This window comes from Ornithinimicrobium pratense, assembly GCF_008843165.1.
In the GTDB taxonomy this organism is placed as follows: domain Bacteria; phylum Actinomycetota; class Actinomycetes; order Actinomycetales; family Dermatophilaceae; genus Ornithinicoccus; species Ornithinicoccus pratensis.
This window is the reverse complement of sequence record NZ_CP044427.1, coordinates 2,992,164-3,017,526: the sequence shown is the minus strand read 5'-3', so window position 1 is coordinate 3,017,526 and position 25,363 is coordinate 2,992,164. Positions and strand designations below refer to the sequence as shown.

Annotated in this window: 29 protein-coding genes, 2 tRNA genes and 1 other RNA gene; 15 read left to right on the top strand and 17 right to left on the bottom strand. The window is 71.2% G+C overall.

The features are described from left to right. Positions 1-46: 46 nt before the first annotated feature. On the top strand, positions 47-1,096 hold the full coding sequence (locus tag FY030_RS13880) for a type IV toxin-antitoxin system AbiEi family antitoxin domain-containing protein (RefSeq protein WP_158062118.1): 1,050 nt from the start codon (positions 47-49) through the stop codon (positions 1,094-1,096). 27 nt (positions 1,097-1,123) lie between these two features. Here the strand turns inward: FY030_RS13880 and def are convergent, their stop codons facing one another. Then, complete coding sequence (gene def, locus FY030_RS13875) at positions 1,124-1,693, bottom strand: peptide deformylase (protein WP_158062117.1); 570 nt, start codon at positions 1,691-1,693, stop codon at positions 1,124-1,126. Positions 1,694-1,801: 108 nt separating this feature from the next. Between def and FY030_RS13870 the strand changes: the two genes are divergently transcribed. Then, positions 1,802-2,413, top strand: coding sequence for a YgjV family protein (locus FY030_RS13870; RefSeq protein ID WP_158062115.1), 612 nt, complete (start codon positions 1,802-1,804; stop codon positions 2,411-2,413). Positions 2,414-2,488: 75 nt separating this feature from the next. On the opposite strand, the gene FY030_RS16435 is transcribed toward FY030_RS13870, so the two are convergent. The 3 genes from FY030_RS16435 to upp are packed head-to-tail and all read right to left on the bottom strand — an operon-like array spanning position 2,489 to position 4,487. After that, positions 2,489-2,665, bottom strand: a complete 177-nt coding sequence (locus FY030_RS16435; RefSeq protein WP_192498618.1) for a hypothetical protein — start codon at positions 2,663-2,665, stop codon at positions 2,489-2,491. Between the two features lie 8 nt (positions 2,666-2,673). After that, on the bottom strand, positions 2,674-3,846 hold the full coding sequence (locus tag FY030_RS13865; protein WP_202879706.1) for an aminotransferase class I/II-fold pyridoxal phosphate-dependent enzyme: 1,173 nt from the start codon (positions 3,844-3,846) through the stop codon (positions 2,674-2,676). A 2-nt stretch (positions 3,847-3,848) separates the two neighbouring features. Continuing rightward, complete coding sequence (upp, locus tag FY030_RS13860; RefSeq protein WP_158062113.1) at positions 3,849-4,487, bottom strand: uracil phosphoribosyltransferase; 639 nt, start codon at positions 4,485-4,487, stop codon at positions 3,849-3,851. Positions 4,488-4,504: 17 nt separating this feature from the next. Here upp and tadA point away from each other — a divergent pair, with 17 nt between their 5' ends. Further along, entirely contained in the window at positions 4,505-5,011 is a 507-nt protein-coding gene (gene tadA, locus FY030_RS13855) for a tRNA adenosine(34) deaminase TadA (protein ID WP_158062112.1), read from the top strand. 178 nt (positions 5,012-5,189) lie between these two features. On the opposite strand, the gene FY030_RS13850 is transcribed toward tadA, so the two are convergent. The 5 genes from FY030_RS13850 to FY030_RS13830 all read right to left on the bottom strand — a co-directional run bounded on the left by FY030_RS13850 (position 5,190) and on the right by FY030_RS13830 (position 6,990). After that, positions 5,190-5,279 (bottom strand) — tRNA-Ser (locus FY030_RS13850). A 122-nt stretch (positions 5,280-5,401) separates the two neighbouring features. Beyond that, on the bottom strand, positions 5,402-5,767 hold the full coding sequence (locus tag FY030_RS13845; protein WP_158062110.1) for a DUF4190 domain-containing protein: 366 nt from the start codon (positions 5,765-5,767) through the stop codon (positions 5,402-5,404). A 104-nt stretch (positions 5,768-5,871) separates the two neighbouring features. Further along, entirely contained in the window at positions 5,872-6,387 is a 516-nt protein-coding gene (locus tag FY030_RS13840; protein ID WP_158062108.1) for a LytR C-terminal domain-containing protein, read from the bottom strand. Positions 6,388-6,415: 28 nt separating this feature from the next. Then, complete coding sequence (locus FY030_RS13835; RefSeq protein ID WP_158062106.1) at positions 6,416-6,727, bottom strand: type II toxin-antitoxin system VapB family antitoxin; 312 nt, start codon at positions 6,725-6,727, stop codon at positions 6,416-6,418. A gap of 175 nt (positions 6,728-6,902) precedes the next feature. After that, a tRNA-Ser gene (locus FY030_RS13830) sits at positions 6,903-6,990 on the bottom strand. Positions 6,991-7,138: 148 nt separating this feature from the next. On the opposite strand from FY030_RS13830, the gene FY030_RS13825 reads away from it, so the two are divergent. From FY030_RS13825 to FY030_RS13800, 7 genes are all read left to right on the top strand, one after another. Further along, positions 7,139-8,128 (top strand): selenium-binding family protein, encoded by a 990-nt coding sequence (locus FY030_RS13825; RefSeq protein ID WP_238348390.1) that lies wholly within the window; start codon positions 7,139-7,141, stop codon positions 8,126-8,128. Continuing rightward, positions 8,125-8,565 carry a selenium-binding family protein gene (locus FY030_RS16945; protein ID WP_238348381.1) on the top strand — a complete coding sequence of 147 codons (441 nt, stop codon included), beginning with the start codon at positions 8,125-8,127 and terminating at the stop codon, positions 8,563-8,565. The genes FY030_RS13825 and FY030_RS16945 overlap by 4 nt, the downstream gene beginning before the upstream one ends. A gap of 29 nt (positions 8,566-8,594) precedes the next feature. After that, positions 8,595-9,281: a hypothetical protein gene (locus FY030_RS13820; RefSeq protein WP_158062104.1), complete on the top strand. Its 687-nt coding sequence runs from the start codon at positions 8,595-8,597 to the stop codon at positions 9,279-9,281. A gap of 106 nt (positions 9,282-9,387) precedes the next feature. Continuing rightward, positions 9,388-9,484, top strand: an RNA gene (gene ffs, locus FY030_RS13815) — signal recognition particle sRNA small type. Between the two features lie 143 nt (positions 9,485-9,627). Continuing rightward, positions 9,628-10,860 (top strand): arginine deiminase, encoded by a 1,233-nt coding sequence (locus FY030_RS13810; protein ID WP_158062102.1) that lies wholly within the window; start codon positions 9,628-9,630, stop codon positions 10,858-10,860. Positions 10,861-10,871: 11 nt separating this feature from the next. After that, positions 10,872-11,249 (top strand): sterol carrier family protein, encoded by a 378-nt coding sequence (locus FY030_RS13805; protein ID WP_158062100.1) that lies wholly within the window; start codon positions 10,872-10,874, stop codon positions 11,247-11,249. 25 nt (positions 11,250-11,274) lie between these two features. Next, on the top strand, positions 11,275-11,541 hold the full coding sequence (locus FY030_RS13800) for a hypothetical protein (RefSeq protein WP_158062098.1): 267 nt from the start codon (positions 11,275-11,277) through the stop codon (positions 11,539-11,541). 54 nt (positions 11,542-11,595) lie between these two features. Here FY030_RS13800 and FY030_RS13795 read toward each other — a convergent pair whose 3' ends face one another. Beyond that, on the bottom strand, positions 11,596-12,321 hold the full coding sequence (locus FY030_RS13795) for a DsbA family oxidoreductase (RefSeq protein WP_158062096.1): 726 nt from the start codon (positions 12,319-12,321) through the stop codon (positions 11,596-11,598). Positions 12,322-12,493: 172 nt separating this feature from the next. On the opposite strand from FY030_RS13795, the gene purF reads away from it, so the two are divergent. Genes purF through purM form a run of 3 tightly spaced genes read left to right on the top strand, consistent with a single transcriptional unit; the run spans position 12,494 to position 16,499 of the window. Further along, positions 12,494-14,038 (top strand): amidophosphoribosyltransferase, encoded by a 1,545-nt coding sequence (purF, locus tag FY030_RS13790; RefSeq protein ID WP_158062094.1) that lies wholly within the window; start codon positions 12,494-12,496, stop codon positions 14,036-14,038. After that, entirely contained in the window at positions 14,035-15,396 is a 1,362-nt protein-coding gene (locus FY030_RS13785) for an AI-2E family transporter (protein ID WP_158062093.1), read from the top strand. Before purF ends, FY030_RS13785 begins: the two co-directional genes overlap by 4 nt. After that, positions 15,393-16,499 carry a phosphoribosylformylglycinamidine cyclo-ligase gene (gene purM / locus FY030_RS13780; protein WP_158062091.1) on the top strand — a complete coding sequence of 369 codons (1,107 nt, stop codon included), beginning with the start codon at positions 15,393-15,395 and terminating at the stop codon, positions 16,497-16,499. Before FY030_RS13785 ends, purM begins: the two co-directional genes overlap by 4 nt. A gap of 6 nt (positions 16,500-16,505) precedes the next feature. Here purM and FY030_RS13775 read toward each other — a convergent pair whose 3' ends face one another. The 3 genes from FY030_RS13775 to FY030_RS16430 all read right to left on the bottom strand — a co-directional run bounded on the left by FY030_RS13775 (position 16,506) and on the right by FY030_RS16430 (position 18,193). Then, the gene (locus tag FY030_RS13775; protein WP_158062089.1) at positions 16,506-17,027 is read right to left on the bottom strand and encodes a hypothetical protein; all 522 of its coding nucleotides are present in this window, start codon (positions 17,025-17,027) and stop codon (positions 16,506-16,508) included. A 60-nt stretch (positions 17,028-17,087) separates the two neighbouring features. Next, positions 17,088-17,327: a DUF3073 domain-containing protein gene (locus FY030_RS13770; protein WP_158062088.1), complete on the bottom strand. Its 240-nt coding sequence runs from the start codon at positions 17,325-17,327 to the stop codon at positions 17,088-17,090. A 203-nt stretch (positions 17,328-17,530) separates the two neighbouring features. Further along, positions 17,531-18,193, bottom strand: coding sequence for a copper resistance CopC family protein (locus FY030_RS16430; protein WP_192498617.1), 663 nt, complete (start codon positions 18,191-18,193; stop codon positions 17,531-17,533). Between the two features lie 44 nt (positions 18,194-18,237). Between FY030_RS16430 and FY030_RS13760 the strand changes: the two genes are divergently transcribed. Continuing rightward, positions 18,238-18,888: an IMPACT family protein gene (locus FY030_RS13760; protein ID WP_158062086.1), complete on the top strand. Its 651-nt coding sequence runs from the start codon at positions 18,238-18,240 to the stop codon at positions 18,886-18,888. A 103-nt stretch (positions 18,889-18,991) separates the two neighbouring features. Here the strand turns inward: FY030_RS13760 and FY030_RS13755 are convergent, their stop codons facing one another. Further along, a complete protein-coding gene (locus tag FY030_RS13755; RefSeq protein ID WP_158062084.1) occupies positions 18,992-20,452 on the bottom strand; it encodes a hypothetical protein in 1,461 nt (486 codons plus the stop codon). A 51-nt stretch (positions 20,453-20,503) separates the two neighbouring features. On the opposite strand from FY030_RS13755, the gene FY030_RS13750 reads away from it, so the two are divergent. Beyond that, positions 20,504-21,115, top strand: coding sequence for a TIGR03086 family metal-binding protein (locus tag FY030_RS13750; RefSeq protein ID WP_158062083.1), 612 nt, complete (start codon positions 20,504-20,506; stop codon positions 21,113-21,115). 12 nt (positions 21,116-21,127) lie between these two features. On the opposite strand, the gene FY030_RS13745 is transcribed toward FY030_RS13750, so the two are convergent. The 3 genes from FY030_RS13745 to FY030_RS13735 form a co-directional block, all read right to left on the bottom strand. Further along, entirely contained in the window at positions 21,128-22,108 is a 981-nt protein-coding gene (locus tag FY030_RS13745; RefSeq protein ID WP_158062081.1) for a TIGR03885 family FMN-dependent LLM class oxidoreductase, read from the bottom strand. A 90-nt stretch (positions 22,109-22,198) separates the two neighbouring features. Next, positions 22,199-23,881 (bottom strand): alpha-amylase family protein, encoded by a 1,683-nt coding sequence (locus tag FY030_RS13740; protein WP_158062079.1) that lies wholly within the window; start codon positions 23,879-23,881, stop codon positions 22,199-22,201. Positions 23,882-24,037: 156 nt separating this feature from the next. After that, complete coding sequence (locus FY030_RS13735; RefSeq protein ID WP_158062077.1) at positions 24,038-25,360, bottom strand: SPFH domain-containing protein; 1,323 nt, start codon at positions 25,358-25,360, stop codon at positions 24,038-24,040. Positions 25,361-25,363 lie beyond the last annotated feature (3 nt).

Below are 25,363 nucleotides of genomic sequence, written 5' to 3'. Positions count from 1 at the left end.
CGTCTGAGGGCTGGAGGGGCCCAAACCTCTGGGTCACGGTGTGCACATGGCTACCGACCAGCCCGCTCATCCTGCCGGCTCTAGGGACCCCCGCGGCGCTGATCCCGCGTGGGAGCGCATCCGGGCCTTCCTCCAGGACCACGGCTCTGTCATCACCACAGCGGAGGCGAGACGCCTGGGGCTGACCAGCAACGATCTTCGGGGTTTGGTCCGGCGCGGCCGGCTGGAACGGATCGCTCACGGTGCCTACATCGATGTTGCGGCAGCCAGCACACCGACGAACCGTCACCTCTGCGCGAGCCGTGCCTTGGTGCGGTCCCGGCCGAGGGTTGCAGTCAGCCACACCAGTGCCGCGCTGCTCCACGGCCTGCCGGTGCTGCACCGCGATCTCGGCGTGGTGCATCTGACTCACCGCCGGCAGACCGATGAGACGCGGCGCCGCCACGCCTATGTCGTGCACCGCTGTCCCGGCGCTGATGCCTTCACCGAGGCCGCAGGGCTCAGCGTCGTCGTCCCGGTGCTCGCAGTGCTGGGGACGGTGCTCATCGCCGGCATGCGCTCCGGCATCGCGGCGGCCGACGCCGCGCTACGCCTGGGCCTGACGTCGAAAGAGGAGCTCGAAGGATGGCTGGAGCGGATGCGGCACACCCCCGGCTTAGGCGCTGCTCGGCACGTCGTCGCCCAGGCGTCGCCGACCGCGGAGTCAGCCGCCGAGTCACTGGCCCGCCTGCTGCTGATCGATCTGGGGTACGTGGTGATCCCGCAGTTCCGGATCGTGGATGAGGACGGCACGTTCGTGGCGCGCGTCGACTTCTACCTCCCGGAGCTCGGCGTGGTGATCGAGTTCGACGGGAGGATCAAGTACGAAGGTCTTGAGGGGGCCTCCGCGCTCGCCGCCGAGAAGCGTCGTGAGGACCGCATCCGGGCCCTGGGCTACGGCATGGCCCGACTGGTCTGGGCCGACCTGTTCCACCCCGCCCGGGTCCGCGCCGCGGTCGAGCAGGCCGCCCGCACTGCAGGCTCCGGTCGACGCGGTGAGCCGGGGCGACTTGCCGGCTCTGTGAGTACTTCCCGTGTGATCCTTCCACCCTCATAGCACTCAAAAAGCCTGCGAGATGGTCGCTCAGACGTCCTCGGCCTTGGCTGTCGAGGGGTCCCACTTGAGGATGCCGTCGGCGGCCCAGCCGCGGTCCTTGACCGCCTCGCGGGCCTCGGCCTTGATCGGGCCGGTGAGCCGGTCGACGTAGAGGTAGCCGTCCAGGTGGTCGGTCTCGTGCTGCAGGCAGCGTGCGAGCAGACCCTCGCCCTCGACGACGACCTCGTTGCCGTCGAGGTCGGTGCCGGTCACGCGGGCCCGCGGGTGCCGCGCCAGCGGGAACCACTCGCCCGGCACGGACAGGCAGCCCTCGCCGTCCTCGTCCTCGTCCAGGGGCGCAGGTGCGCCGAGCCGCTCCAGCACCGGGTTGACGACCAGGCCGCGCACGCGCTCGTCCTTGCTCACCGGGCAGTCGTAGACGAAGATCCGCAGCCGCGAGCCCACCTGGTTCGCGGCCAGGCCGACGCCCTCGGCTGCTTCCATGGTGTCGAACATGTCGGCCACCAGGGTGCGGATCTCGTCGGTGACCTCCTTGACCTTCTTGGTGGGGGAGTGCAGGGCGCGGTGGCCGATGATCGTGATGGGACGGACTGCCATGGCGGCATTCTAGGTATACGGTGCCGCGCATCCGACGCCGCCGCCGAAGCCAGGGTCTGCGCAAGGTCCGCACCCCGGGGGTCGGTGGAGCGCATACCCTCCCTTGTCATGAACTGGATCGAGGTGGTCGGGTGGACCGGGTCGACGATCCTGGTGATCAGCCTGCTGCAGGCGCGGGTGCTGCGGCTGCGGCTGATCAACCTCATCGGCTCGCTGGTGCTGCTCACCTACAACGCGATCATCGAGGTCTGGCCGATGGTCGGGCTGAACGCGGTGCTGTCGCTGATCAACATCGTCTACCTGTGGAGGATGCTGCGGGCCAGGCATGATGCCGCCGCCTACACGGTGCTTGAGGTGAAGCCGGACGACCGCTACCTGCAGCACGTGCTGCGGGTGCACGGGCAGGACATCGCGCGCTACAACCCGCAGTTCCCGGGGGAGGTGGCGCCGGAGGAGGACGCCTATCTCGTCGTGCTCGGGGATGAGACCGTCGGCGTGGTGCTGACTCGGGACGCGGGGGAGGGCATCGCCGAGGTCGTGCTCGACTACGTCACGCAGCGGCACCGCGACTTCTCGCCGGGGGAGTTCGTCTTCCGTGAGTCGGGGCTGTTCGCACGGCGCGGCTATCGCCGGGTGCTCTCACCGGCGGGGATGAAGAACCCCTACTACCAGCGGATCGGCTTCCGACCCGAGGGCGGGCGCTGGGTGCTGGACGTGTGAGAGCTCGCTCGGTCATCGGCGCCCGTGTCAGCCACCCGGCAAGCAGTCGCGGCTGGCGCGGCCCAGCCGCAGGCTTCAGCCCAGGGCGGCGCGCAGCTGGTCGACGTGCTCACCCAGGCTGTGCCAGCCGGCGCGGATGAGGTCCCACCCGGCCCGCCCGATCTCGGCGGCCTGGTCAGGGTTGGTGATGACCGCGTAGAGGAAGAAGGCCAGCACGAGCAGCAGCAGTATCCGGCGGATCGTAGACAGCATCTTGGCTCCTAGCCCTTGAGCAGCGGTGAGGCGGCCATCCGGTCCAGCGCCTCGGCCACCTCCTCGGTGGCCCCGGCAAAGCTCAGTCGCACCTTGCGGTGCCCCTCGACGGTGTCGAAGTCGACGCCGGGCGTCAGCGCGACGCCGCAGTCCTCCAGCAGCGCGGTGCACCAGGCCACCGAGTCCTGGGTCAGGTGACTCACGTCGCACCAGGCGTAGAAGGCGCCGTCCGGCGGGGCGAAGTCGCCCAGGCCCACGTCGGGCAGGCGCCGGATGAGCAGGTCACGGTTGGCGGCATACCGCTCCCGGTGAGCGTCGAGCTCGGCATGGCCCGAGGTGAGGGCACCGATCGCGGCGACCTGGCCGATGGCCGGGGCGCAGATGTTGAGGTTGCCGGTCAGCACCTCGAGCGGGCGCTGCAGGGCAGGCGGCGCCAGGAGCCAGCCGATCCGCCAGCCGGTCATCGAGAAGTACTTGCTCATCGAGCCGACGACGACGCCGGACCGGGAGGTGGCCCAGGCGCTCGCGGCCTCGCGGCCGTAGGTCAGCCCGTGGTAGATCTCGTCGCTGATCAGCAGCGTCCCGTGCTCCTCGCACCACCGGGCGAGCTTGGCAAGCTCACGAGTGTCGATCACCGTGCCGGTCGGGTTGGCCGGGGAGGCGACGATCAGACCGGCGGGCGGCTCGGCAAGCGTCTCCAGCATCGCCACCGTGGGCTGGTAGCGGGTCTCGGCGCCGCAGTCCAGCTCCAGCACGCTGCACCCCAGCGCAGACAGGGAGTTGCGGTATGCCGGATATCCCGGCCTGGTCATCGCCACGGTGTCGCCCGGGTCGAAAGCCGCCAGGAAGAGCGCGGTGAAGGCGCCGGAGGACCCGGGGAAGACCACGACGTCGTCGGAGTGCACCTCGATGCCGGCGGTCTCCCGGTGATGGGCGGCGATGGCCTGGCGCAGCGGCAGCATGCCCGTGGACTCGGTGTAGCCCATGACCTGGCCGTCCTGCAGGGCTGCGACCGCCGCCTCCCGCGCCGCTGCCGGCGCCGGGGTCGAGGGCTGGCCGGCGCACAGGAAGAGGACGTCGCCGTGGGTCCGCTGGCGCTCGGTGGCGGCCTTGAGCACCTCCATGACATAGAACGGCTCGACCTCGGAACGCTCCGAGACCCGCTGCAGCTGCCGCGGCATACTCAGACCACGCCGTAGAGCCGGTCCCCGGCGTCGCCCAGCCCTGGCACGATGTAGCCCTTGTCGTTGAGCCGCTCGTCGATGGCGCCGGTGACCAGCGTGATGGGGGCGCCGATGTCGGCCACCTCGCGCTGCACCCGCTCGATGCCCTCGGGGGCGGCCAGCAGCACGACCGCGGTGATGTCGTCGGCACCCAGGTCGACGAGGAAGCGGATGGCGGCGGACAGGGTGCCGCCGGTGGCCAGCATCGGGTCCAGGACGTAGCACTGCCGCTTGTCCAGGTCCTCCGGGAGCCGGTTGGCGTAGGTGCGCGCCTCCAGCGTCTCCTCGTTGCGCTCCAGCCCGAGGAAGCCGACCTCGGCGGTGGGCAGCATCTTCATCATCCCGTCGAGCATGCCCAGCCCGGCGCGCAGGATCGGCACCACGAGCGGCTTGGGTGAGGACAGGTGGATGCCCTGGGTCGGGGCGACCGGGGTCTCGATGTTGAAGGGGGTGACCCGCACCTCGCGGGTCGCCTCGTAGGCGAGCAGCGTGACCAGCTCGTCGGCCAGCCGACGGAAGGTGGGCGTGTCGGTCCGCTTGTCCCGCAGGTAGGTCAGCTTGTGGGCGATGAGCGGGTGGTCGGCAACGTGGACGCGCATGGGACAGACTCTAGGTCGTGAGCGCGAAGCCCGGCACCCCGCCCAGTGTTCGTCCCACCGGTGCCCTTGCCCGGTATGAGGCGTGGGTCCGCCTCGCGCTCGCCGCGGCCGCCCGCGTGGAGGAGGACGGGGCAGGTGACGTGCCGATCGGGGCCGTGGTCGTGGGACCGGACGGGTCGGTGCTGGGCCGGGGACACAACGTGCGGGAGGCTGAGCATGACCCGACTGGCCACGCCGAGATGCGGGCCCTGCGCGCGGCCGGGGAGGTGCTCGGGTCGTGGCGGCTGGCGGGCTGCACGCTGGTGGTGACGCTGGAGCCGTGCGCGATGTGCGCGGGGGCCACGGTCCTGTCCCGCGTGGACCGGGTCGTCTTCGGCGCCTGGGACCCCAAGGCCGGGGCCTGCGGGTCGGTCTGGGACCTGCCTCGCGACCGCCGGGCCCTGCACCGGGTCGAGGTGGTGGGCGGGGTGCTGGAGCAGGAGTGCGCCGCTCTGCTGCTGGACTTCTTCGGGGAGCGCCGCTGACCGGGCGGCTGCTCGCCCCCAGCCGGGTACCCCTATGTCCCGGCCCTCTCCTGGTAGGCGGTTACCAGAAAGCAGTTCTCGTCGTCGACCGCCTGAAGCGTTCCGAGCCGCGCATCAGGAAAGGGCCGGACCCACTCGAGGCAGGTCCGGCCCGTCCCGATGTCTTGCGACATCGCACTGGCGGTGGCGGTGGGATTTGAACCCACGGAGGACTTGCGCCCTCACGCGCTTTCGAGGCGCGCTCCTTAGGCCGCTCGGACACGCCACCGCCGGACAGGTTACCCGAGCGTGGAGGGAGCCCGAAATCTGCGGCTCAACCGGTCCAGACCTCGCCCGCGCAGGTTGTGTCCTGTGAAAATTGCCATCGGGAGCCAGGTCCAGGGACACCTTTTAGGTTGCGGCGGTGCCCGTCTCCAGCATCACGACCGCGAGGACCGCCATCGTGACCACAGCGACCGTCCCGATCAGGATGTAGGTGCCCCAGCGGCCCAGCCTGGTCCCGGTCTCCAGCACCGAGCGGTTGGCGGTCGGGAACGGAGCTGCGTCCGCCTGGGCCAGCGCCCGGCGTCCCATGGCCCAGGCGAACGGGCCGAGGAAGGCGAACCCGACGATGCTCAGGACGCCGAGCACGATGACCGTCGTCCCCTGCGGGTGCTCGACGGGTGGGGGAGGGGGTGGCCGCCATGGCGGCATCGGCTCCGGAGGCGCAGCGCCGGACCGCGGCGGGGGAGGAGGCGCTGACGGGTAGGTGTCCATCTCCCCGACCGTAGGGAGATTCGCCCCGGCGAGAAGGCCGCTGTCCACAGGGGGCATCAGGCGGAGCGCCCTGCGCCGCGCCACGACCGGGCGCTGGCCACCGCTCAGCCGTCGGTGGTCGCCTCGGCGTCCGAGGTGAGGTCGGTCCAGTCGGGGCCGAGGACCAGGTCGACCGTCGTGCCCTCCCGCTCGACGAGCTCCAGCACCACGCCCTGCCCGACGGACTCGGCGAGCAGCTCGGCCTGCTCCTGGGCCTCCGAGCCATAGCGGATCAGGCCCGGGCCCTCGACCGCGTTGGTGTTGTCGACCCCTTGGACGTCGAACCCGCGCTCGCGCAGCGAGTCGGCGGTCCGGCCCGCCAGGCCGCCGCGGCTGGTGGCGTTGAAGACGTTGACGCTGACCTCGCTGGGCAGCATCGAGGGGGCAGGCACCTCCGCTGCGGTCGTCTGGCTGGCGTCGTCGGCGCCGCCCTCCCCGAGGCTGAACCAGCCCTGCACGATGGCCAGCGCCACGACCAGGGCCAGGAGCAGCGCCGCGAGGAGCCCGGCGATGACCAGCCCGGCCCGGCGGCGCGCCCGCCGGGCTGCCGTCGACATCCCGGCCGTGCGCACATATCCCACGTCGCTGTCTCCTCTCCGGCGCACGAGGCTATCGAGCGCGGGGGTCGTCGAGGTCGAGGACACGCCCGTGCACGGCAGGTCGGCCCTGCAGCGCCGCCCGTAGCGCCCGGTGCAACCCGTCCTCGAGGTAGAGCTCGCCCTGCCACCGGACGACGTGGCAGAAGATGTCACCGTAGAACGTGGAGTCCTCGGAGAGCAACGCCCGCAGGTCCAACTCCGAGCGGGTGGTGATCAGCTCGTTGAGCCGCACCATGCTCGGCGGCAGGTGCCCCCAGTCGCCCGTGTCGTCGAGGCGGTGGGGCGGGTAGGGGCGGCCGTCGCCGACGCCCTTGAAGATCATGCCTGGGAGTCTATTGTCAGGGCGGTGAGCGGGAGAGCGTCAACGGGTGCCGCGCTCAACGAGACCCAGGGTCGAGCCTGGCGCCGGAGGACAGCTGGCCGCCACCCACACCCCCGACAGTCGACAGTCATGGCGAGAGGCCCCGGACCATGGCGCGATCCGGGGCCTCTCGTCGTGGCGGAGGATGGGGGATTTGAACCCCCGAGGGTTTTATCCCAACACGATTTCCAATCGTGCGCACTAGGCCACTATGCGAATCCTCCGCCGAGAAGGATACCCGACCGGCGCCGTGCCCCTGAAATCCGCGAGGGAGGTCGCCGGCCCGAGGGGCCGGTGTTGGGCCGAAGGGCCGCTTCGTGCCAAGATCACTCTTGCTAGCCATACCCATAATCAGCACTGATCGGATGCATCATGGCCACCTGGAAGCCCGACCCCACCTTCTACCCTTCGCCCGGACTGGCCGCCGAGGCCCCGAGTGAGAAGCACGCGTTCGTCGCCACTTTCTGGCGGGGCGAGGGTGAGCCGAACAAGGACGCGCTGGCGGTGGTCAGTGTCGACCCGGACGCCCATGACTACGGCGAGGTGGTCGGCTGGTGTGAGATGCCGAACTACGGCGACGAGCTGCACCACCACGGGTGGAACGCCTGCTCCTCGGCGCTGTGCCCCAACAACCCGCATCCCCACATCGAGCGGCGCTACCTGCTGATGATGGGTCTACGCTCCAGCCGCATCCACTTCGTCGACGTCAAGGACGACCCGCGCAACCCCCGGATCGCCAAGATCATCGAGCCGGAGGAGTACAAGGCCAAGTCCGGCTACTCCCGCCCGCACACCGCCCACTGCGGCCCGGAGGGCATCTACATCACCAACCTGGGCAGCGCCGAGGGCGACGAAGGCCCGGGGGGCATCGCCCTGCTCGACCACGACACCTTCGAGGTCAAGGGGACCTGGGAGAAGGATCGCGGGCCGCAGTACCTCGCCTACGACTTCTGGTGGCACATCAACCACGACCGGCTCATCGCCAGCGAGTGGGGAACCCCGCGGCAGATCGAGAACGGCGTGCACGTCGAGGACCTGCTGGCCGGGAAGTACGGCAACAAGGTCCACGTCTTCGACCTGGTCACCCGCAAGCACCTGCAGGCGCTCGAGCTCGGCCCGCAGTACCAGATGGCACTGGAGCTGCGTCCCTCGCACGACCCGGACCAGCAGTACGGCTTCATCGGTGTCGTGCTCTCCCTGGAGGACCTGTCGGCCTCCATCTGGTGCTGGAAGCGGGAGGGCCAGGACGGTGACTTCACCATCCACAAGGTCTTCGACATCCCCGCTGAGCCGGTCGCCGAGGAGGACGTGGATCGTCTGCCCGACCTGCTCAAGCCGTTCAAGGCCGTCCCCCGCTGGTGACCGACATCGACCTCTCGGTCGACGACCGTTTCCTCTACGTCTCCTGCTTCGGCACCGGCCGGGCGATCCAGCTCGACGTCAGCGACCCCATGAACCCCGTCAAAGTCGGCGAGATCCAGCTCGGCGGGATCATGTCCCGCGCGTCCCACCCGGCCGCCCCGGACCTGCCCCTCGCGGGGGCGCCGCAGATGGTCGAGGTCAGCCGGGACGGCACGCGGGTCTACTGGACCAACTCGCTCTACGGCGCCTGGGACGACGACTTCTACCCCGACGGGGTGGGCGCCTGGATGGCGCTGGCGCACATCGACACCGAGCACGGGGGTATGCGGCTGGACGAGCGGTTCTTCCCGCACGGCGAGGACTTCCGCGGCAACCGCGTGCACCAGACCCACCTGGAGGGCGGCGACGCCTCCAGCGACTCCTACTGCTACAGCTAAGGAGCGGCCCCGAGACGACCCTGACCCTGATGCTGCTCACCCATGCCGGTCACGGCGCCGGTGCCTCCGGCGTCGACGCCGCCGCCCTGCTCGCGTCCATTGGCCTGGGCCTCTTCCACGGGATCAACCCCGCGATGGGCTGGCTCTTCGCGCTGTCCTACGGGCTGCAGGAGAAGAGCCGCCGCTCGATCGTACGCTCCCTGGCCTGGATCGTCCTGGGCCATGAGGCCGCCGTACTGCCGTCGGCTCTGATCATCACGCTCTTCGCCAGCCAGGTCTCCCGCAACCTGGCGATGGGGGTGGTCACGGCGGCCCTGCTGGTCTTCGGGCTGGTGCTCCTGCTGCGTCCCCGCCACTTCCGGTGGGTCGGGATGCGGCTGCGGCCCTGGCAGCTGGCCTGGTGGTCCTTCCTGATGTCCACCGTGACCGGAGCCGGGCTCATGCTGGCCCCGGTGCTGCTGCACACCACCGGTAACTCTGGCCACGCCCACGCCGCCGGGTCGCTGACTGACGACCTGGGCGCGGCGGTCCAGGTCGCGCTCGTCCACGCCGCCGGCATGGCCTTCGCCGCCGGAGTCGTGGCGCTGCTGGTCTACCAGACGGTCGGGCTGCGGATCCTGCGCACCCACTGGGTCAACCTGGACCGGGTCTGGGCGATCGCCTTCGTCGTGGCTGCTCTGGGCGTCGCCGCCGCCTGGTTCGGGCTGGGCAGCTGAGCGGTCGGGCGATGGGCGCAGCACTCGCGGCGGCTCTGCATGGGGCGTTCGGCAGCGGCGGCCGGCGCAGGCTTGGCCTCCCGGCGACGGCCGCGTAGACTGGGCCCCGGACCCCTCGTGCGGTGGTACCTCGGTGAACTCCCCCAGGGCAGGAATGCAGCAAGGGCAACCGAGCTCTTCCAGGTGCGCGAGGGGTTCTTCGCGTCCCGGGGCGGTCCGGCCTGCGCCGGCATACCCGAGGTCGGGCATGCCGGACCTCGGACGTGCCGGAGGTCGGGCGTGCTGGAGGTCGGGCGTGCGAGGATAAGTCGGCCCTACGGCATACCCACCGGACGAGAGGACCACCATGACGCTGCACGTCGGCAACGAGGTCGGAACGCTGCGCCGGGTCATCGTGCACAGGCCCGGGCTGGAGATGCACCGGCTCACCCCGGAGAACCGGGAGCAGTACCTCTTCGACGAGATCCTCTGGGTCGAGCGCGCGCAGCAGGAGCACGACCACTTCGTGCAGGTGATGCAGCAGCGCGGGGTCGAGGTGCTGCACCTAGCCGACCTGCTGCGCGAGACGATCGCCGTGCCCGAGGCGCGAGCGCACGTGCTCGACCACAGCCTGGACGAGCGGCACTTCGGCCCCCTGGCGGCCGGTGCGGTCCGCGAGATGTTCGAGGGGATGGACGACGCGGAGCTGACCACCTACCTCATCGGCGGGATCACCAAGGCTGAGGTGCTGGAGCGGATCTCCTCCCCGCAGTCACTGGTGGTCGAGCAGTTGACGGCGCACGAGGCGCTGATGTCGCCGCTGCCCAACCACCTCTTCGCCCGCGACACCTCGGCGTGGATCTACGGCGGGGTCGCGGTCAACTCGATGCACAAGAAGGCCCGGCGGCGCGAGACCGTCCACTACGACGCCATCTACCGCTACCACCCGATGTTCGCCCAGGCCGGTATGCAGTGGTGGAGCCACGGCATCGACTCCGGCCCGGCGACGGCCGAGGGCGGCGACATCCTCGTCCTGGGCAACGGGGTGGTCGTCGTCGGCCTCTCCGAGCGCACCACGGCCCAGGGCGTGGAGCGGCTGGCGCGGCGGCTGCTGGCCAGCGGCGAGGTGACCGCGATCATCGCCCTGGACATGCCCAAGGCCCGCGCCGTGATGCACCTGGACACCGTCCTGACGATGGTCGATGAGGAGTCCTTCACCCGCTACGTCGGCCTTCCGGACCTGCCCTCGTGGACGCTCACCGCCGGTGACGAGGTCGACGGCGAGCTGCAGCTGGTCGTCACCCGGCATGCGCCGGAGGACATGGACAAGGTCATCGCCCGAGCCCTCGGGCTGGAGCGGCTGCGCATCCTCGCGGCCGACCAGGACCCCCGTGCCGCCGCCCGCGAGCAGTGGGACGACGGGTGCAACCTGCTGGCGCTCGAGCCTGGCGTCGTCCTCGCCTACGCCCGCAACACCGTCACCAACGACTACCTGCGCGGCCTGGGCATCGAGGTGCTGGAGATCGACGGGGGCGAGCTCGGCCGTGGCCGCGGAGGCCCCCGGTGCATGTCCTGCCCCATCGAGCGCGCCCCCCTCTGAGGCGGTCCGGTATGCCGCCCCGTCGCCGTACCGACCCCGCCGACGGCGAGCAGGCCGTCGCCGCGTGGCTGGCCGCGCAGACCGGGGTGCCCCGCACGGTGCTGGCCACCGCGGTCCGGTACACCCTGGAGGAGCTGGCCAGCGTGGCCCCCGGACGGTCGGTCGAGGTCCGGGTGCCGCCCTTCGCGGCCGTGCAGTGCGTGGAGGGGCCACGGCACACGCGCGGCACCCCGACCAACGTCGTCGAGACCGACCCGCAGACCTGGCTCGGGCTGGCCACCGGCCAGCTGGCCTGGGCCGACGCGGAGGCGAGCGGTGCCCTGCGTGCGTCGGGTCAGCGGGCCGACCTCACGGCATACCTCCCGGTCCTCCCCGAAGCCATGATCTGAGCCGTCCCGGGTGATACTGGAGGACGTGAGTGACCAGGACCAGGACGAGACCCCCGCCCCGCAGCAGGTGACCTATCGTCGTCGGCCGCAGATGTGGAGCTTCCTCGTCGTGGGAGCGATCATCGGACTGGTCGCCGGTGGCGCCCTGGGCTACTTCGGCCCGGAGACCGCGAGCAGGTCGCTGATGCAGGACGTGGTGCTCCTCAGCGCCGTCGGTGCGTTCTTCGGCGCCCTCATCGCCGCGATCATCTACCTGGTGGCGGACCGCGCCAGCATGCGCCGCGCCGGCTGAGACCCTCCCCGCTGAGACCCTCCTGGGGTCGACGCCGGTGAGGGGCGAGGCCGGTCAGGGCCGCTGCGGGACCTCGCAGCCGTCCGGGCCGCACGCCTCGGCGTCCGCGCCACCGGCGATGGTGGTCAGCTGCGGGTGGGACTCCGCCCAGGCCTGCTGCAGCGCGCCGGCGAAGACCTCGATCGGCTGCGCGCCGGAGATGCCGTAGCGGCCGTCGACCACGAAGAACGGCACCCCGTTGGCGCCGTAGGCCCGCGCCTGCTCGATGTCGGCCGACACCTCGCGGTGGTAGGCCTGCGTCGTCAGCACGCGGTCCACCTCTGCTTCCGCCAGCCCCACCTCGGTCGCGGCCGCCCGCAGGACGGCGTGGTCGCTGACGTCCAGCGCCCTGACGAAATAGTCCTCCAACAGCCGCTCCTTCAGGGCGCCCTGCTGCGCGGCGCCCCCGCTCTCCAGCGCCAGGTGCAGGAGACGGTGGGCGTCCCGGGTGGCGACGTGCATCGTGTCGTCGAGCCGGTAGTCCAGGCCCTGCGCCTGCGCCGTCTCGGCCACCCGCCGGGTCATCTCGGCGATCTGCCCGGGCCCGCCGCCGTACTTCCTGGCCAGGTGCACCGAGGTCTTCTCCGTCGGCGGCACCGGCGCGCCGGGGTCGAGCTCGAAGCTGTGCCAGACGACCTCCACGTCGTCCCGGTGCGCAAAACCCTCGACTGCGCTCTCCAGGCGGCGCTTGCCGATATAGCACCAGGGGCAGGCGATGTCGGACCAGATGTCGATGCGCATACCCCGGCAACCCGGGGTCGCAGAAGAGCATTCCCTGGTGGCCCTCCTGGTGGCCTTCGCGCGTGCTCTTCGCGCGACATCCCGCCCCAGTGCACCGTGCGGGCAGGCATGTCGTCCGGCCCTGCGTCCGCAGAGGTTCGGCGGGGGCGGGGTGCTGTGGAAGGATGGCACCGTGGCACGACCTGACGGACGGCTCTCGCACGACCTCCTGCCCGGTGAGCGTCTGCCCCAGGACGCCTGCGGGGTCTTCGGGGTATGGGCCCCCGGCGAGGAGGTCGCCAAGCTCACCTACTTCGGCCTCTACGCGCTGCAGCACCGCGGCCAGGAGGCGGCCGGCATCGCCACCAGCGACGGCCAGCGGCTCGTGGTCTACAAGGACGTGGGCCTGGTCAGCCAGGTCTTCGACGAGTCCGCACTGGCCTCCCTGCCCGGCCACCTGGCCGTCGGCCACTGCCGCTACTCCACGACCGGGCGCAACTCGTGGGAGAACGCCCAGCCCACCCTGGGCGGCACCGCGGACCACACGGTCGCGCTGACCCACAACGGCAACCTCATCAACACCGCCGAGCTGCGTGACCGGCTCGCCGAGGCGCTCGGCGGCGATCTGAGCCGCTCTCGCGGAGAGGTTGGCCGCGGCAACACCACCGACACCGCGCTCGTCACCGGTCTGCTCACCTGCGACCCGGACATTCCCCTGGAGACCGCCGCGCTGCGGGTGCTGCCGCTGCTGCGTGGCGCCTTCAGCCTGGTCTTTTGCAACGAGACGACCCTGTATGCCGCCCGCGACCCTCAGGGAGTGCGCCCCTTGGTCCTGGGCCGGCTGGAGCGTGGCTGGGTGGTCGCCTCCGAGACCGCCGCGCTGGACATCGTCGGGGCCTCGGTCGTGCGCGAGATCGAGCCCGGAGAGCTCATCGCCATCGACGAGAACGGCCTGCGCAGCCAGCGGTTCGCCGAGCCGGCGCCCAAACGTTGCGTCTTCGAGTGGGTCTACCTGGCCCGCCCGGACACCACGATCGCCGGCCGGGAGGTCTATGACAGCCGGGTCGAGATGGGCCGCCGGCTGGCGGCCGAGCACCCGGTCGAGGCCGACATGGTCATGCCCACCCCCGAGTCCGGCACCCCCGCGGCCATCGGCTACGCCGAGGCCTCCGGGATCCCCTTCGGTCACGGCCTGGTGAAGAACGCCTACGTCGGCCGCACCTTCATCGCCCCCTCGCAGACGATCCGGCAGCTGGGGATCCGGCTCAAGCTCAACCCGCTGCGTGACGTCATCAAGGGCAAGCGGCTGGTGGTGGTCGACGACTCGATCGTGCGCGGCAACACCCAGCGGGCGCTGGTGCGGATGCTGCGGGAGGCCGGGGCGGCGGAGGTGCACGTCCGGATCTCCTCCCCGCCGGTGCGCTGGCCGTGTTTCTACGGCATCGACTTCGCCACCCGGGCCGAGCTCATCGCCACCGGCCTGGCGGTCGAGGACATCCGCGCCTCGATCGGGGCCGACTCGCTGGGCTACATCTCCGAGGAGGGGATGGTCGCGGCCACGGAGCAGGACAGGTCGGCGCTGTGCACGGCCTGCTTCAGCGGCGACTATCCGATCACGCTGCCCAGTCGCGACCAGCTCGGCAAGGATGTGCTGGAGCTGCAGTTCGCGGCGGTGCACGACGAGGTGGACGTCACCGACGTGGGCACCCTGGACCAGCAGGCGACATCCGGACGGTGACCACGACCGAGCCCACGGGGGCCGCCGCTGCCCGCCCGACGTGGCTGCGTCTGGAGGCCACCATCGCCTGGCGGATGCTGCTGATCGCTGCGGCGGCGCTGCTGGTCATCTGGCTCGGTCTGCAGGTCACGGTCATCGCGATCGCGGCCTTCGTCGCCTTCACCCAGGCAGCGCTGCTGTGGCCGGTCGTCGGCCGGCTCGAGCGGCACCTGCCACGGGCGCCGGCCACGCTGCTCGTCGTCGCGGTCTACGCCGCCGGCATCGCCGCCCTGGCCTGGTTCACCCTCATCCAGATGCTCGACGCCGGGCCGCGGATCTTCGACGCCGTCGCGGGCAGCCTCACCGAGGCCAACGACTGGTTCCTGGAGCGGGGCTGGGAGCTGCCGCCGGAGTTCGTGGACAACGTGCAGGGGCAGCTGCAGAGCCGGCTGGGCGACATCGCCGCCGGGCTGGGCGGGTATGCCCGCACCACGCTGGCCGGGCTGGGTTCGACCCTCACCGTCGTGGTGGTCGCGCTCTTCGCCACCATCTTCGCGCTCATCGGCGGCAAGACCATGACGCAGGGCATCGTCGGCGCGGTCCCCGGCAGCCGGCAGCTGCCGGCCTTCGCGGCGATCCGGGACGCGGTCACCACCGCCCGCTGGTGGATGTTCGCCTCGACCGTCACCGGCGCGGTCGACGGGATCTTCATCGGGATGGGCCTGTACCTGCTCGGCGTGCCCCTGGCCGTCCCCATCGGGCTGCTCACCTTCATCCTCGGCTTCATCCCGATGATCGGCGCGACGGTGGCCGGCGCCGTCGCGGTGGCCGTCGCCCTCTTCTTCAACGGCGTGACGACCGCGATCTGGGTCCTGCTCATCGTCCTGGCCGTCCAGCAGATCGAGGGCAACGTCCTCTCCCCGCTGCTGATGAGCCGGGCCATGGAGTTCCCGCCCTTGCTGACCCTGCTGCTTTCCACCGCCGGCGGCATCGCCCTGGGCCTGCCCGGGCTCTTCCTTGCCGTGCCCATCGCAGGCATCCTCACCGCGGCCGTCCGGGGCTGGCGCCGCGAGCTGCCGCCGGAGCTGCGGGCCGCCAAGGGGATCGGCGCCCACCCCTCGCCACCGTTCGAGGAGCTGGCCGCCCGGGCCGCACCCCGGCCGCGCCCGGGTGGGGCCGAGCAGCAGACCGGACAGCACGCCGAACCGGGGCCCGAGCAGCCCGACCCGCCATCCGGCGCCAGCGCTGACGCCGATCGTGCGCCGGAGAGCCCCGGCGCCCAGCCGTCGAGCGAGCGGCGCAGCCACCAGGATGGAGGCGGATCGGCACGGCATACCCTGGAGCCGCCCGACCGCCCGAAGACCGAGGGGACTCCATGACCGACCAGCCGATCACCTACGCCAGCGCCGGCGTGGACGTCCACGCCGGTGACCGCGCGGTCGAGTTGATGAAGGAGTCGGTGCGCCGGGCGAGCCGGCCCGAGGTGCTGGGCGGGCTGGGCGGGTTCGCGGGGATGTTCGACGCGTCAGCGCTGAAGGGCATGCGGCACCCGGTGCTGGCCTCCTCGACCGACGGGGTGGGAACCAAGGTGGCGATCGCCCAGGCGATGGACGTGCACGACACGATCGGCCAGGACCTGGTGGGGATGGTGGTGGACGACATCGTGGTCAGCGGGGCTGAGCCGCTGTTCATGACCGACTACATCGCCTGTGGCAAGGTCGTGCCGGAGCGGATCGCCGCGATCGTCTCCGGCATCGCCCGCGGCTGCGAGCTGGCCGGCGTCGCGCTCGTGGGCGGGGAGACTGCCGAGCACCCAGGGCTGCTCGACCCGGACGAGTATGACGTGGCCGGCGCCGCGACCGGTGTCGTGGAGCGGGATGAGGTGCTCGGCCCCCATCGGGTGCAGGAGGGCGACGTGGTGCTGGCCCTGGCCTCCTCCGGGCTGCACTCCAACGGCTACTCACTGGTGCGGCGGGTCTTCGCTGCGGCCGGTTGGGGGTGGGACCGGCACGTCGAGGAGCTGGGCCGGACCCTGGGGGAGGAGTGCCTGGAGCCGACGCGGATCTACAGCCGCCCGTTGCTGGAGCTGGCCAGGGCGGATCTCGGCCTGCACGCGCTCTCGCACGTCACCGGCGGCGGCCTGGCCGCGAACCTGGCCCGCGTGCTGCCGGCGGGCGTGCTGGCGACCGTAGAGCGCTGCTGGACACCGCCGGCGATCTTTGGCCTGGTGCAGGAGCAGGGCCGGGTGGAGCTGGGCGACCTCGAGCAGACCCTCAACATGGGGGTCGGGTTCGTCGCCGTCCTCGCCCCCGAGGGGGTAGAACGGGCGGTGCAGATGCTGGCCGGGCACGGGATCGAGGCGTGGGCCGTGGGGGCAGTCACGGGGCCTGACGCCGCCCGGCACGATGCGCCCGTGGTCCAGGGTGCGAAAGGCGTCGACGGCGGCGCGGTGCAGATGGTCGGGTCCTACCCGACGTCCTGAGCCGCGTCAGGGGGTGACGAGGACCCAGTAGTGCAGGGGGCCGCGAGAGCCGATGTTGGCGCTCCAGGAGGTGCCGGCGCTGTCGGCGTTCATCTGGCGCCGGATCTGCTGGTTCTCCGGCTCGGCGATGACGATGGACTGCGCCGGGCGGCCGAGCTCGACGCGCAGGCCCGGGGCGGTGGAGTGGATCGGGATCATCTCGAAGCTGAACGTCGATCCCTCGACCGTGGCCGGCTCGATCTGCTCACCCTCGTTGGTGACCCACAGCCTCGTCTGCCCGGGCTCGGCCGGGTCGCACGCGGCGGCCTGGATCTGCTCCCAGGTGGACTCCTCCGTCAGCGGCTGCGCGCACTCGCGCAGCTCGTAGCTGACGGTCTGCAGGTTCCAGAACCGGGAGTAGCCCAGGCTGGCCAGGCCCACGATGAGCGCCACACACAGGATCAGCACCCACGGCCGGTTGCGGTGGGTGCTGCCCTTGACCGTGGCCTCGGCGTCAGTCCATGAGGCTTCGTGGCGAGCTCGCGCCATGGTTCTCCGTCCAGAGGTCCAGGTCCTCGTCACGCAGCACGGCCCGACCGTCCACGGGCCTCAGCGGTGGCCGTTGCCGGTCCAGGACCCGTAGTCGTCCTGGTCGTCGTCCGCGTCGTAGGACGCGTGGGTGTCGTTGTCCTCGCCAGCGTCGTCCTCGACCGGGGAGTAGCCCTCGCTGGGCTCTCCTCGTGATGCTCGAAGCTCGCGTTCGAGTGCTGTGAGGTCGGTCTCCGGAGTCGAGTACTTCAACTTCCGGGCAACCTTGATCTGCTTTGCCTTGGCTCGGCCGCGCCCCATGGCGAGACCCCCTTGCGTCGTCTGCGGGTTCGGCATCACTGGCTGAGTGCTCAGGTCGCGGAGCCGTCCCGGGGTGTGTGATCTACGTGCGCCCTAGGTTACATGAGACGTGGCTCTCATCCGGAATCGGCCCGGACCGGATGCGGGGCGGGGACCCAGGTTTCCGTGGTGCGGCGCGACCCGGTCGGTCGCGCACGTGCGGGTCAGCTGCGGCCGCGGCTCCATGTGCGGGCCAGCAGCGCCACCAGGGCCAGCACGGCGACGCCGATCACGAGCCAGACCCAGGCGGGCATCCCGCCCTCGTCGTCGGTGGTGTCGGCGGTGGCATCGGCGGCCTGCGGGGTCGCCTCCTCGGTGACCTCGTCCGTGGAGTCCTCCGTGGTGGCCTCCCCCGTGGTGGCCTCCTCCGTGGTGGCCTCCTGAGTGGCTGCGTCCTCAGTGGCCCCGTCCGTGACCTGCTCGGTCGCGTCGTCGGTCGCCGTCTCCCCCTCGGTCGGCTCGGCCTCGACAGTGAAACCGAAGGCGCCGGAGATCGGGTGACCGTCGGAGCTGGTGACCCGCCAGACCACCTCGTAGTCACCGGAGCCAATGTCGGTCAGTGGCTGGGTCAGGTCGGTGCCCTGGACCACCGGGTCGCCGTCCGCGACGTCGGTGCCCGCGTCGTCGGTGATCTGCAGCTGCGCACCCACCTGGGCGATCTGGCCGCTGAAGGTCAGGACCAGCTCCTCGGGTGCCTTCTGGACGGTGGCCCCGTCCTCGGGGTCGCTGGAGAGCAGCTCGTCGTGGGCCATGGCCGCGCCTCCGGGGGCTAGCAGCACCAGGGAGGCGAGGAGACTGATCAGGAAGGGCTTCACCAGGCGGACCATGCCTGCCAGTCTAGGAAGGAGAGGGGACGGCATACCCTGCGGGGGTGGAGCCGACAACCCTGCGCACGGTGGCCGCCCCGGTCGTGGTGAGCCTGGAGGAGAAGCGCTCGGTCTTCGAGTGCTGGCTGCGGCCGGTGGGTGACGAGACCGCCGCGCGGGCGGTCGTAGAGGAGGCGCGCAGCACGCACTGGGACGCCCGCCACCACTGCTCGGCGTTCGTCCTGGGGCCAGGTGGGTCAACGGTGCGCAGCAACGACGACGGTGAGCCGGGGGGCACCGCCGGTATGCCGATGCTCGAGGCGCTCACCGGCGCCGGGTTGACTGACGTGGTCGCCGTGGTGACGCGCTGGTTCGGCGGCACGCTGCTCGGCACGGGTGGGCTGGTCCGTGCCTACGGGGGAGCCGTGCGGGAGGCGGTGGGCCAGGCCGCGATCCTGGTCCGTCAGCAGCTGCAGCTGTTGCAGGTGGCGACCACGCCGGACCTCACCGGGCGGCTGGAGCACGACCTGCGAGCCCAGGATGTGCAGATCCTCGACGTGCTCTGGGGCGCCGGGGACGTCGTCCTGCTGGTCGGGGTGCCGGCCGAGCGGGTCGATCAGGTGCGCGGCGAGGTGGCGCGGCTGACGTCCGGGGCCGGGTTGGTGGACGAGGTCGGCACCCGCTGGGTGGACCTCCCGCCCGGGTCGTCCGGCTAGGTCGCCTGCTCCGCCCGGCCGCGACAGGTGACCCGCTCCGCCCGGCCGCGACAGGTGACCCGCTCCCGCGAGGCCCCTCCAGGCCACCCGTTCCACCCGCCGGCTACCGCCCCTGGGGCGGCGGGCCGAGCAGGTCGTCGGTGGTGGGCAAGGTCTCGGTCCACTCGGTGTAGCCGTCGAGAAGAGTGTCGGAGTCGATGCCGAGGGTCTCCTGGTAGGCCTCCGCGATCTGGTCCCGGTCGTGGCGCTGGTCCAGGGGGATCAGCAGGCCGACCAGCTCGATGAGGGCCGCGCGCCCGTAGGTCTCGTCGATGTAGGTGGCCAGCGCGAGGGCCTCGAGCGCGAAGTCTTCGCCGGCGTGGAGGTCCTCAAGGTCCGGCGGTGCCAAGGGCAGGGCGACAGGCGGCCCGAGCAGGGCGAAGTGGTCACCGAGGGCGTAGCGCAGGTTCTCGGCATAGATCGCGTCGTCGGCGGCGCTCCACCAGTAGGCCGGTCCTTCCAGGATCCAGTCCTCGGGCCAGGCGGTCGGGTCTTCGCCCCAGGTGGCGGCGTAGGCGGCCACGTAGCGCAGCTCGGTCTGCCCGCCGGGGCTGGCTCCGAAGTCCTCCAGGTCGGCCCAGGCCAGGTCCAGGTCGAGGAAGAGATGGCCCTGCACCGGCGTGTCCTGCGTGCTCAGCTGCCCGGGCTCGCGCGGCAGCTCCTCGCGGGAGACCCGGAGCCACAGCGAGGACCCGGTCCTCTCCGCCCACCCGTGCTCCTCGAGCGCCTCGGCGGGGGCCAGCTGCACGACCAGCCGGTCCCGCCCCTCCGCTACCCAGGGCAGCTCGGCCAGCGTGGTCTCCGCAGCCCGGTCCAGGCTGTCCAGCAGCGTCTCGGCCTTGGCCATCTGCGAGAGCTGGACCAGGACGCTGACGTGGTGCCCGTCCAGGCTCACCAGCTCCTCGCCCAGGTCCCACAGTTGCGGGTAGCCGTAGAAGTCGCCGTCCCGACCCCAACTTTCGACCAGCACCGGCACGCCGTCCCCGAGGTCGGCGAGCACCCAGCGGTACTGCTCCAGCACCGGCTGCGGGTCGGCCCCGGTGAACTGGTGGCGCAGGCCGACGTGCGCGACGGTGCCCCCTTCCAGACAGGGCTCGCCGTCGTCGACGCACCCTCGCCTCGAGACCACCCCGTCCAGCCGCAGCTCGCGCACGTCCAGAGCTGCGTCGGTGACCGCCTGGAACCACGCCCGCTGCTCCTCCTGCAGGTCACCGGACACGTGCGTCAGGTAGGCCTCGACGTCGCCGACCTGCAGGGCGTCGTCCATGGCCAGCACGGTCGCGAGCACCTGCTCGTCATCGACCGGCTGCGGCTCGGCCACCGTCGTGGCTGCATCGTCCTGGGTCGCTGAGCCCACCTGGTCGTCCTCGGTGGGGATCGCCGTCTCCGGGGCTGCCTCGGACGTGGCGGTCGGGGTGGGACGAGCCCCCTCCCCGGGGTCGGCCGAGCCCACAGCGCATCCGGTGATCAGCAGGAAGGCCGCCAGGGTCGTGCCGGTGGCGAGTCCTCGCCTGCGCCGCGTCATGCGGTGCAGCATAGGTACCCCCATCCCGCGCCCCCGTGGCAGGGTGGAGGCATGGCTGACCTCACCTCATCGATGGCCCGGCAGGTGCTGGGCGCGGCGGCCGCCGGCGTCAGCGACGTGGTGCGGTTGCTGCCGCCCGGCGCCACCGACGAGGTATGGAGCCGCCCGACACCGTGCGCGGACTGGGACCTGCGCACCCTGCTGAACCACCTGACCGTGGAACACCTGTGGGTCCCGCGGCTCCTGGCGGCAGAGACCCTCGCCGAGGTCGGTGACGACTACGACGGCGACATGCTGGGCTCCGACCCACCCGCCGCCTGGGAAGACGCGATCACCCGCTCGCTGCTGGCCTGGGCGCAGGTCGACGACGAGACGGTGCCGATCCAGATGTCGTTCGGGCCGGTGACCCGGCATGAGTACGCCCAGCAGATGGTCGTGGACCTCGTCGTGCACGGCTGGGACCTCGCCCGTGCGGCTGGCCTGCCCTACGACCCTTCCCCGGCCGCGGTCCAGGAGGCTCTGGACTACGAGCGTCCCCGGCTGGAAGGGGGTCAGGGCTGGCCGGGCATCTTTGGCCAGGCCCTGCCCGCGCCGGAGGACAGCACCGACCTGCTGGACGAGGCGCTCGCCCTCACCGGGCGTGACCCACGCTGGGGCCGCTGACGCAGACCGCGCTCAGCGGGCCGCTGCGCCTGCCCGCGGCACGACCTTCGGCAGCACCTGCTCGGCGAAGACGTCGATGAACTCATCCTGCTGCTGACCCACGAAGTGCAGGTACAGGTCGTCGAACCCCAGCTCGGCATACTCCTGCAGCCACTCGACGTGCTGCTCGAGGTCGGCGGAGACCTTGACCGCCTCGTGCACCGCGTCCATCGAGACGTGCTCGGACATGATGTCGAAGGCGACCGGCTGCGCGGTGTCGGAGTCGACCGGCTCGTCGAAGACGTTGCTGCGCCACTGGTCGTGGGCGATCCGCTCGGCCTCCTCCTGGCGCGGCGCCCAGGACAGGTGCACCTGGAGCGCAGCGGGGCCGGCGCCGCCGGCCTCACGGTAAGCGGCGAGCAGGTCGCGCAGCACCTCGATCGGCTGGTTGAGGGTGACCAAACCCTCGCCCCAGGCGGCGACGCGGCCGGCCGACTCCACCGTGATCGCGGGGGCGAGCAGCGGGGGCACGGGGTCCGCCCGCTCCCAGATCTGCGCCTCGTGCACGCGGATCAGGCCGTCGTGGGAGACGGTCTCACCGGCCAGCAGCCGACGGATGACGTCCACGCACTCCTCCAGCCGCTGCGTGCGGATCTCCTTGCGTGGCCACGGGTCGCCGGTGACGTGCTCGTTCATGTTCTGCCCGCTGCCCAGCGCCGCCCAGAACCGGCCGGGGAACATCTGCCCCAGGGTGGCGATGCGCTGGGCGTGCACGACCGGGTGGTAGCGCTGGCCGGGGGCGCTGACGCAGCCCAGCTCCAGCTCGGTGGTCGCCAGGGCGGCACCCAGCCAGGACCAGGTGTAGCCGGAGTGCCCCTGCCGCGTGCTCCAGGGGGCGAGGTGGTCGGAGCACATCGCCATCTGGAAGCCGGCACGCTCGGCGTGCTGGACGTCGGCCAACAGCTGGCGGGGCGAGATCTGCTCGTGCGAGGCGTGGAAGCCGATCCGGGTCATGTCACCGTCCTGTTCGTTCAGGGTATGGGCAGCGGGCCGTCGAAGGGGCGGGGAGAGGCCAGGGTGAAGGGGTGGCGACTGACGGCACGGTCACGGCACGGCCAGGTCACCGGCGGACCGGACACGGAGCCAGCGCAGCCCGTATCCCTCCAGCGAGGACTGGGCGCGGGCGCCTGCGGAGTCGACGACCTCATGGGTCATCAGGTCGACGACCTGGGGGTCGTCGCCGAAGCCCTCCACCGGCACGGTCACGGTCACCGGGTCCTGACCCAGGTTGTGCAGCGTCACGATCGCGCTGCCATCGAGGGAGAGCCGGTGGGCGAGCACTCCGGGCCCGGCGTCGTGCTGCAGGATGGTTAGCTCGCCCCAGCCCAGCTCGGGGCAGGCCCTGCGGATCTCGATCAGCCGCCGCATCCAGGACAGCAGCGAGTCGGGGTCGTGCAGCTGGTCCTGGACGTTGACGTGCTCGGGCCCGAAGCCGTCGGGGACGACCCGCTGCACCAGGCGGGACGGGGGAGCGGAGGAGAAGCCGCCGTTCTTCGTGGCGCTCCACTGCATGGGGGTGCGCACCGCCATCCGGTCAGGCGCCTCCAGGTCCTCGCCCATCCCGATCTCCTCGCCGAAGTAGAGCGTCGGCGTGCCCGGAAGGGAGAACAACAGCGAGTAGGCCATCCGAATCCGGCGCGGGTCGCCCTGGAACATCGGCGGCAGGCGACGCTTCAGGCCGCGCCCGTAGACCTGCATACCTTCCTCCGGCCCGAAGGCGGCGAAGACCTCCTGGCGCTCCTGCTCGGTGAGCTTGTCCAGGGTCAGCTCGTCGTGGTTGCGCAGGAAGGTCGCCCACTGGCTGGAGCGGTGCAGCACCGGCCGCTCCTGCAGGGCGGTGACCAGCGGGCTGGCGTCACCGCGGGCCAGCGACAGGTAGGTGGCCTGCATTCCGATGAAGTCGAACTGCATGTGCAGCTCATCGGCCGACTCTCCGCCGAAGAAGGCGAGCTGCTCCGCATACGGCAGGTTGACCTCCCCGAGCAGCACTGCGTCGCCCTTGCGCCGGTTGAGGAAGTCCCGCAGGGCGCGGGTGAAGGCGTGCGGGTCGACCGCCGTGTCGGGCCCCTCCTTCTCCCCGATCTGGCCGAAGAAGGGCACCCCGTCGACGCGGAAACCGTCGAAACCCACCTGCAGCCAGAAGCCGACGGCTCGCAGCAGCTCCTCGACGACGGCCGGGTTGTCCAGGTTGAGGTCCGGCTGGTGACGGTAGAAGTGGTGCAGGTACCACTCGCCGGTCTTGTCGTCCTGGGTCCAGATCGAGTCCTCAGCGTCCGGGAAGACCACCTCATCGGAGGTGTCGCCGGGGTCCTCGGAGCGCCAGATGTAGTAGTCGCGGTAGGGGTTCTTCTCCGGGTCGGCGTCCTGCCGGGAGGCCTTGAACCACGGGTGCTGGTCGCTGGTGTGGTTGACGACGAGGTCGGCCACGACCCGGATCCCCCGGTCGTGGGCCAGCCGGACCAGCTCCACCACCCGGCCCAGGTCGCCGAGCCGCTCATCGACGCCAAGGTAGTCCTTGACGTCATACCCGTCGTCCCGGTCCGGGCTGGGGTAGAAGGGCATCAGCCACAGGCAGGTGATCCCCAGCTCGGCGAGGTAGTCGACGCGCTGGGTCAGGCCCTGGATGTCACCGATCCCGTCCCCGTTCGCGTCCAGGAAGGTCTCGATGTCCAGGCAGTAGACGACGGCGCTCTTCCACCACAGGTCGCTGGTGTCGGTGATCCGCATACCCCTACCCTGACGTGGGGCGCGGTGCTGCACAACCGAGGGGGTATGCCGCGACCGTCCGGGGCGCGCTCGCGCCGGGCCCCGGTGCCTCCTGGAAACACGGACGGGGCCGTGACCTGTGCAGGTCACGGCCCCGTCAGGGGTGGTGCTGGGTGCTCAGCTCTGGCTCTGGTCCCAGGGCTTGCGCTCACCCTGGGGGCGCTCCCAGGAGGTCGCACCCGGCTGGTCACGGTGCGCGGTGTGCGGCTGCGCAGCCTCGGCCTGACCCTGCTCAGGCAGGTCGGGGACGGCCTGGTCCTGCTGCGGCATCTGCCCCAGCTGGCGGGCCTGATCCTGGTCGGCGTCGGCCCGCTGCTGCTGAGCAGCCTTGGCCTTGCGCGCGGCCTCGGCCACGGCGGCCTCGGCCGCCTTGCCGTCGCGCTGCTTGGTGGCACCCTCCGCGTCGCGCGAGGCGTCCTCAGCCTCTTCGCGGGCGCGGCGCAGCGCCTCCTTGGGGTCCTCGAGCATGGGGGTGTCGAGGTCGTCCAGCCCGGTGTAGCCCGCGTCCTCGCGAAGGCCGAGCGACGGGCCGTCGAGCCCGGCGTCGCTGCCGCCGCCGCTGCCCCCGCCGAGGGCCTTGCCGATGCCCGAGAGGGCGGCGGTGAGCTCGGTGGGCACGACCCACATCTGGTTGGAGTCGCCCTTGGCGATCTCGGGCAGCATCTGCAGGTACTGGTAGGCCAGCAGCTTGCTGTCGGGGTTGCCCTTGTGGATGGCGTCGAAGACCTGCAGGATCGCGCGGGCCTCACCCTGGGACTCCAGGATCGCCGACTGGGCGGTGCCCTCGGCGCGCAGGATCTGGGCCTGCTTCTCGCCCTCGGCGGTGAGGATCTGGCTCTGCTTGACACCCTCGGCGTTCAGGATGGTCGCGCGGCGGTCACGCTCGGCGCGCATCTGCTTCTCCATCGAGTCCTGCACGGAGGCCGGCGGGTCGATGGCCTTCAGCTCGACGCGGTTGACGCGGATGCCCCAGCGGCCGGTGGCCTCGTCGAGCACTCCGCGCAGCTGGCCGTTGATCATGTCGCGGCTGGTCAGCGTCTGCTCCAGGTCCAGGGAGCCGATGACGTTACGCAGCGTGGTGACGGTCAACTGCTCGATGCCCTGGATGTAGTTGGCGATCTCGTAGGTGGCCGCCTTGGGGTCGGTCGGCTGGAAGTAGATCACGGTGTCGATCGAGACGACCAGGTTGTCGCTGGTGATCACCGGCTGCGGCGGGAAGCTGACGACCTGCTCGCGCAGGTCGACCACCGAGCGGGGACGGTCCACGAAGGGCACCAGGAAGTGCAGGCCGGCGTCGAGGCTGCGGTCGTACTTACCCAGCCGCTCCACGATGACCGAGGTTGCTTGCGGGACGATGCGGATCGCCCGGGCGATCGCCACGACGACGAACAGCACCAGAAGGGCGACGACGAGCCAGACGATAAGGGTGGTTGGTTCCATACT

What these genes read in the sequence shown, in the direction of transcription:
- FY030_RS13880 (WP_158062118.1), top strand. Translation starts at nt 47, where the DNA reads ATGGCTACCGACCAGCCCGCTCATCCTGCCGGCTCTAGGGACCCCCGC.
- def (WP_158062117.1), bottom strand. Translation starts at nt 1,693, where the DNA reads ATGGCAGTCCGTCCCATCACGATCATCGGCCACCGCGCCCTGCACTCC.
- FY030_RS13870 (WP_158062115.1), top strand. Translation starts at nt 1,802, where the DNA reads ATGAACTGGATCGAGGTGGTCGGGTGGACCGGGTCGACGATCCTGGTG.
- FY030_RS16435 (WP_192498618.1), bottom strand. Translation starts at nt 2,665, where the DNA reads ATGCTGTCTACGATCCGCCGGATACTGCTGCTGCTCGTGCTGGCCTTC.
- FY030_RS13865 (WP_202879706.1), bottom strand. Translation starts at nt 3,846, where the DNA reads ATGCCGCGGCAGCTGCAGCGGGTCTCGGAGCGTTCCGAGGTCGAGCCG.
- upp (WP_158062113.1), bottom strand. Translation starts at nt 4,487, where the DNA reads ATGCGCGTCCACGTTGCCGACCACCCGCTCATCGCCCACAAGCTGACC.
- FY030_RS13845 (WP_158062110.1), bottom strand. Translation starts at nt 5,767, where the DNA reads ATGGACACCTACCCGTCAGCGCCTCCTCCCCCGCCGCGGTCCGGCGCT.
- FY030_RS13835 (WP_158062106.1), bottom strand. Translation starts at nt 6,727, where the DNA reads ATGATCTTCAAGGGCGTCGGCGACGGCCGCCCCTACCCGCCCCACCGC.
- FY030_RS13825 (WP_238348390.1), top strand. Translation starts at nt 7,139, where the DNA reads ATGGCCACCTGGAAGCCCGACCCCACCTTCTACCCTTCGCCCGGACTG.
- FY030_RS13820 (WP_158062104.1), top strand. Translation starts at nt 8,595, where the DNA reads ATGCTGCTCACCCATGCCGGTCACGGCGCCGGTGCCTCCGGCGTCGAC.
- FY030_RS13810 (WP_158062102.1), top strand. Translation starts at nt 9,628, where the DNA reads ATGACGCTGCACGTCGGCAACGAGGTCGGAACGCTGCGCCGGGTCATC.
- FY030_RS13805 (WP_158062100.1), top strand. Translation starts at nt 10,872, where the DNA reads ATGCCGCCCCGTCGCCGTACCGACCCCGCCGACGGCGAGCAGGCCGTC.
- FY030_RS13795 (WP_158062096.1), bottom strand. Translation starts at nt 12,321, where the DNA reads ATGCGCATCGACATCTGGTCCGACATCGCCTGCCCCTGGTGCTATATC.
- purM (WP_158062091.1), top strand. Translation starts at nt 15,393, where the DNA reads ATGACCGACCAGCCGATCACCTACGCCAGCGCCGGCGTGGACGTCCAC.
- FY030_RS13775 (WP_158062089.1), bottom strand. Translation starts at nt 17,027, where the DNA reads ATGGCGCGAGCTCGCCACGAAGCCTCATGGACTGACGCCGAGGCCACG.
- FY030_RS13770 (WP_158062088.1), bottom strand. Translation starts at nt 17,327, where the DNA reads ATGGGGCGCGGCCGAGCCAAGGCAAAGCAGATCAAGGTTGCCCGGAAG.
- FY030_RS16430 (WP_192498617.1), bottom strand. Translation starts at nt 18,193, where the DNA reads ATGGTCCGCCTGGTGAAGCCCTTCCTGATCAGTCTCCTCGCCTCCCTG.
- FY030_RS13755 (WP_158062084.1), bottom strand. Translation starts at nt 20,452, where the DNA reads ATGACGCGGCGCAGGCGAGGACTCGCCACCGGCACGACCCTGGCGGCC.
- FY030_RS13750 (WP_158062083.1), top strand. Translation starts at nt 20,504, where the DNA reads ATGGCTGACCTCACCTCATCGATGGCCCGGCAGGTGCTGGGCGCGGCG.
- FY030_RS13745 (WP_158062081.1), bottom strand. Translation starts at nt 22,108, where the DNA reads ATGACCCGGATCGGCTTCCACGCCTCGCACGAGCAGATCTCGCCCCGC.
- FY030_RS13740 (WP_158062079.1), bottom strand. Translation starts at nt 23,881, where the DNA reads ATGCGGATCACCGACACCAGCGACCTGTGGTGGAAGAGCGCCGTCGTC.
- FY030_RS13735 (WP_158062077.1), bottom strand. Translation starts at nt 25,360, where the DNA reads ATGGAACCAACCACCCTTATCGTCTGGCTCGTCGTCGCCCTTCTGGTG.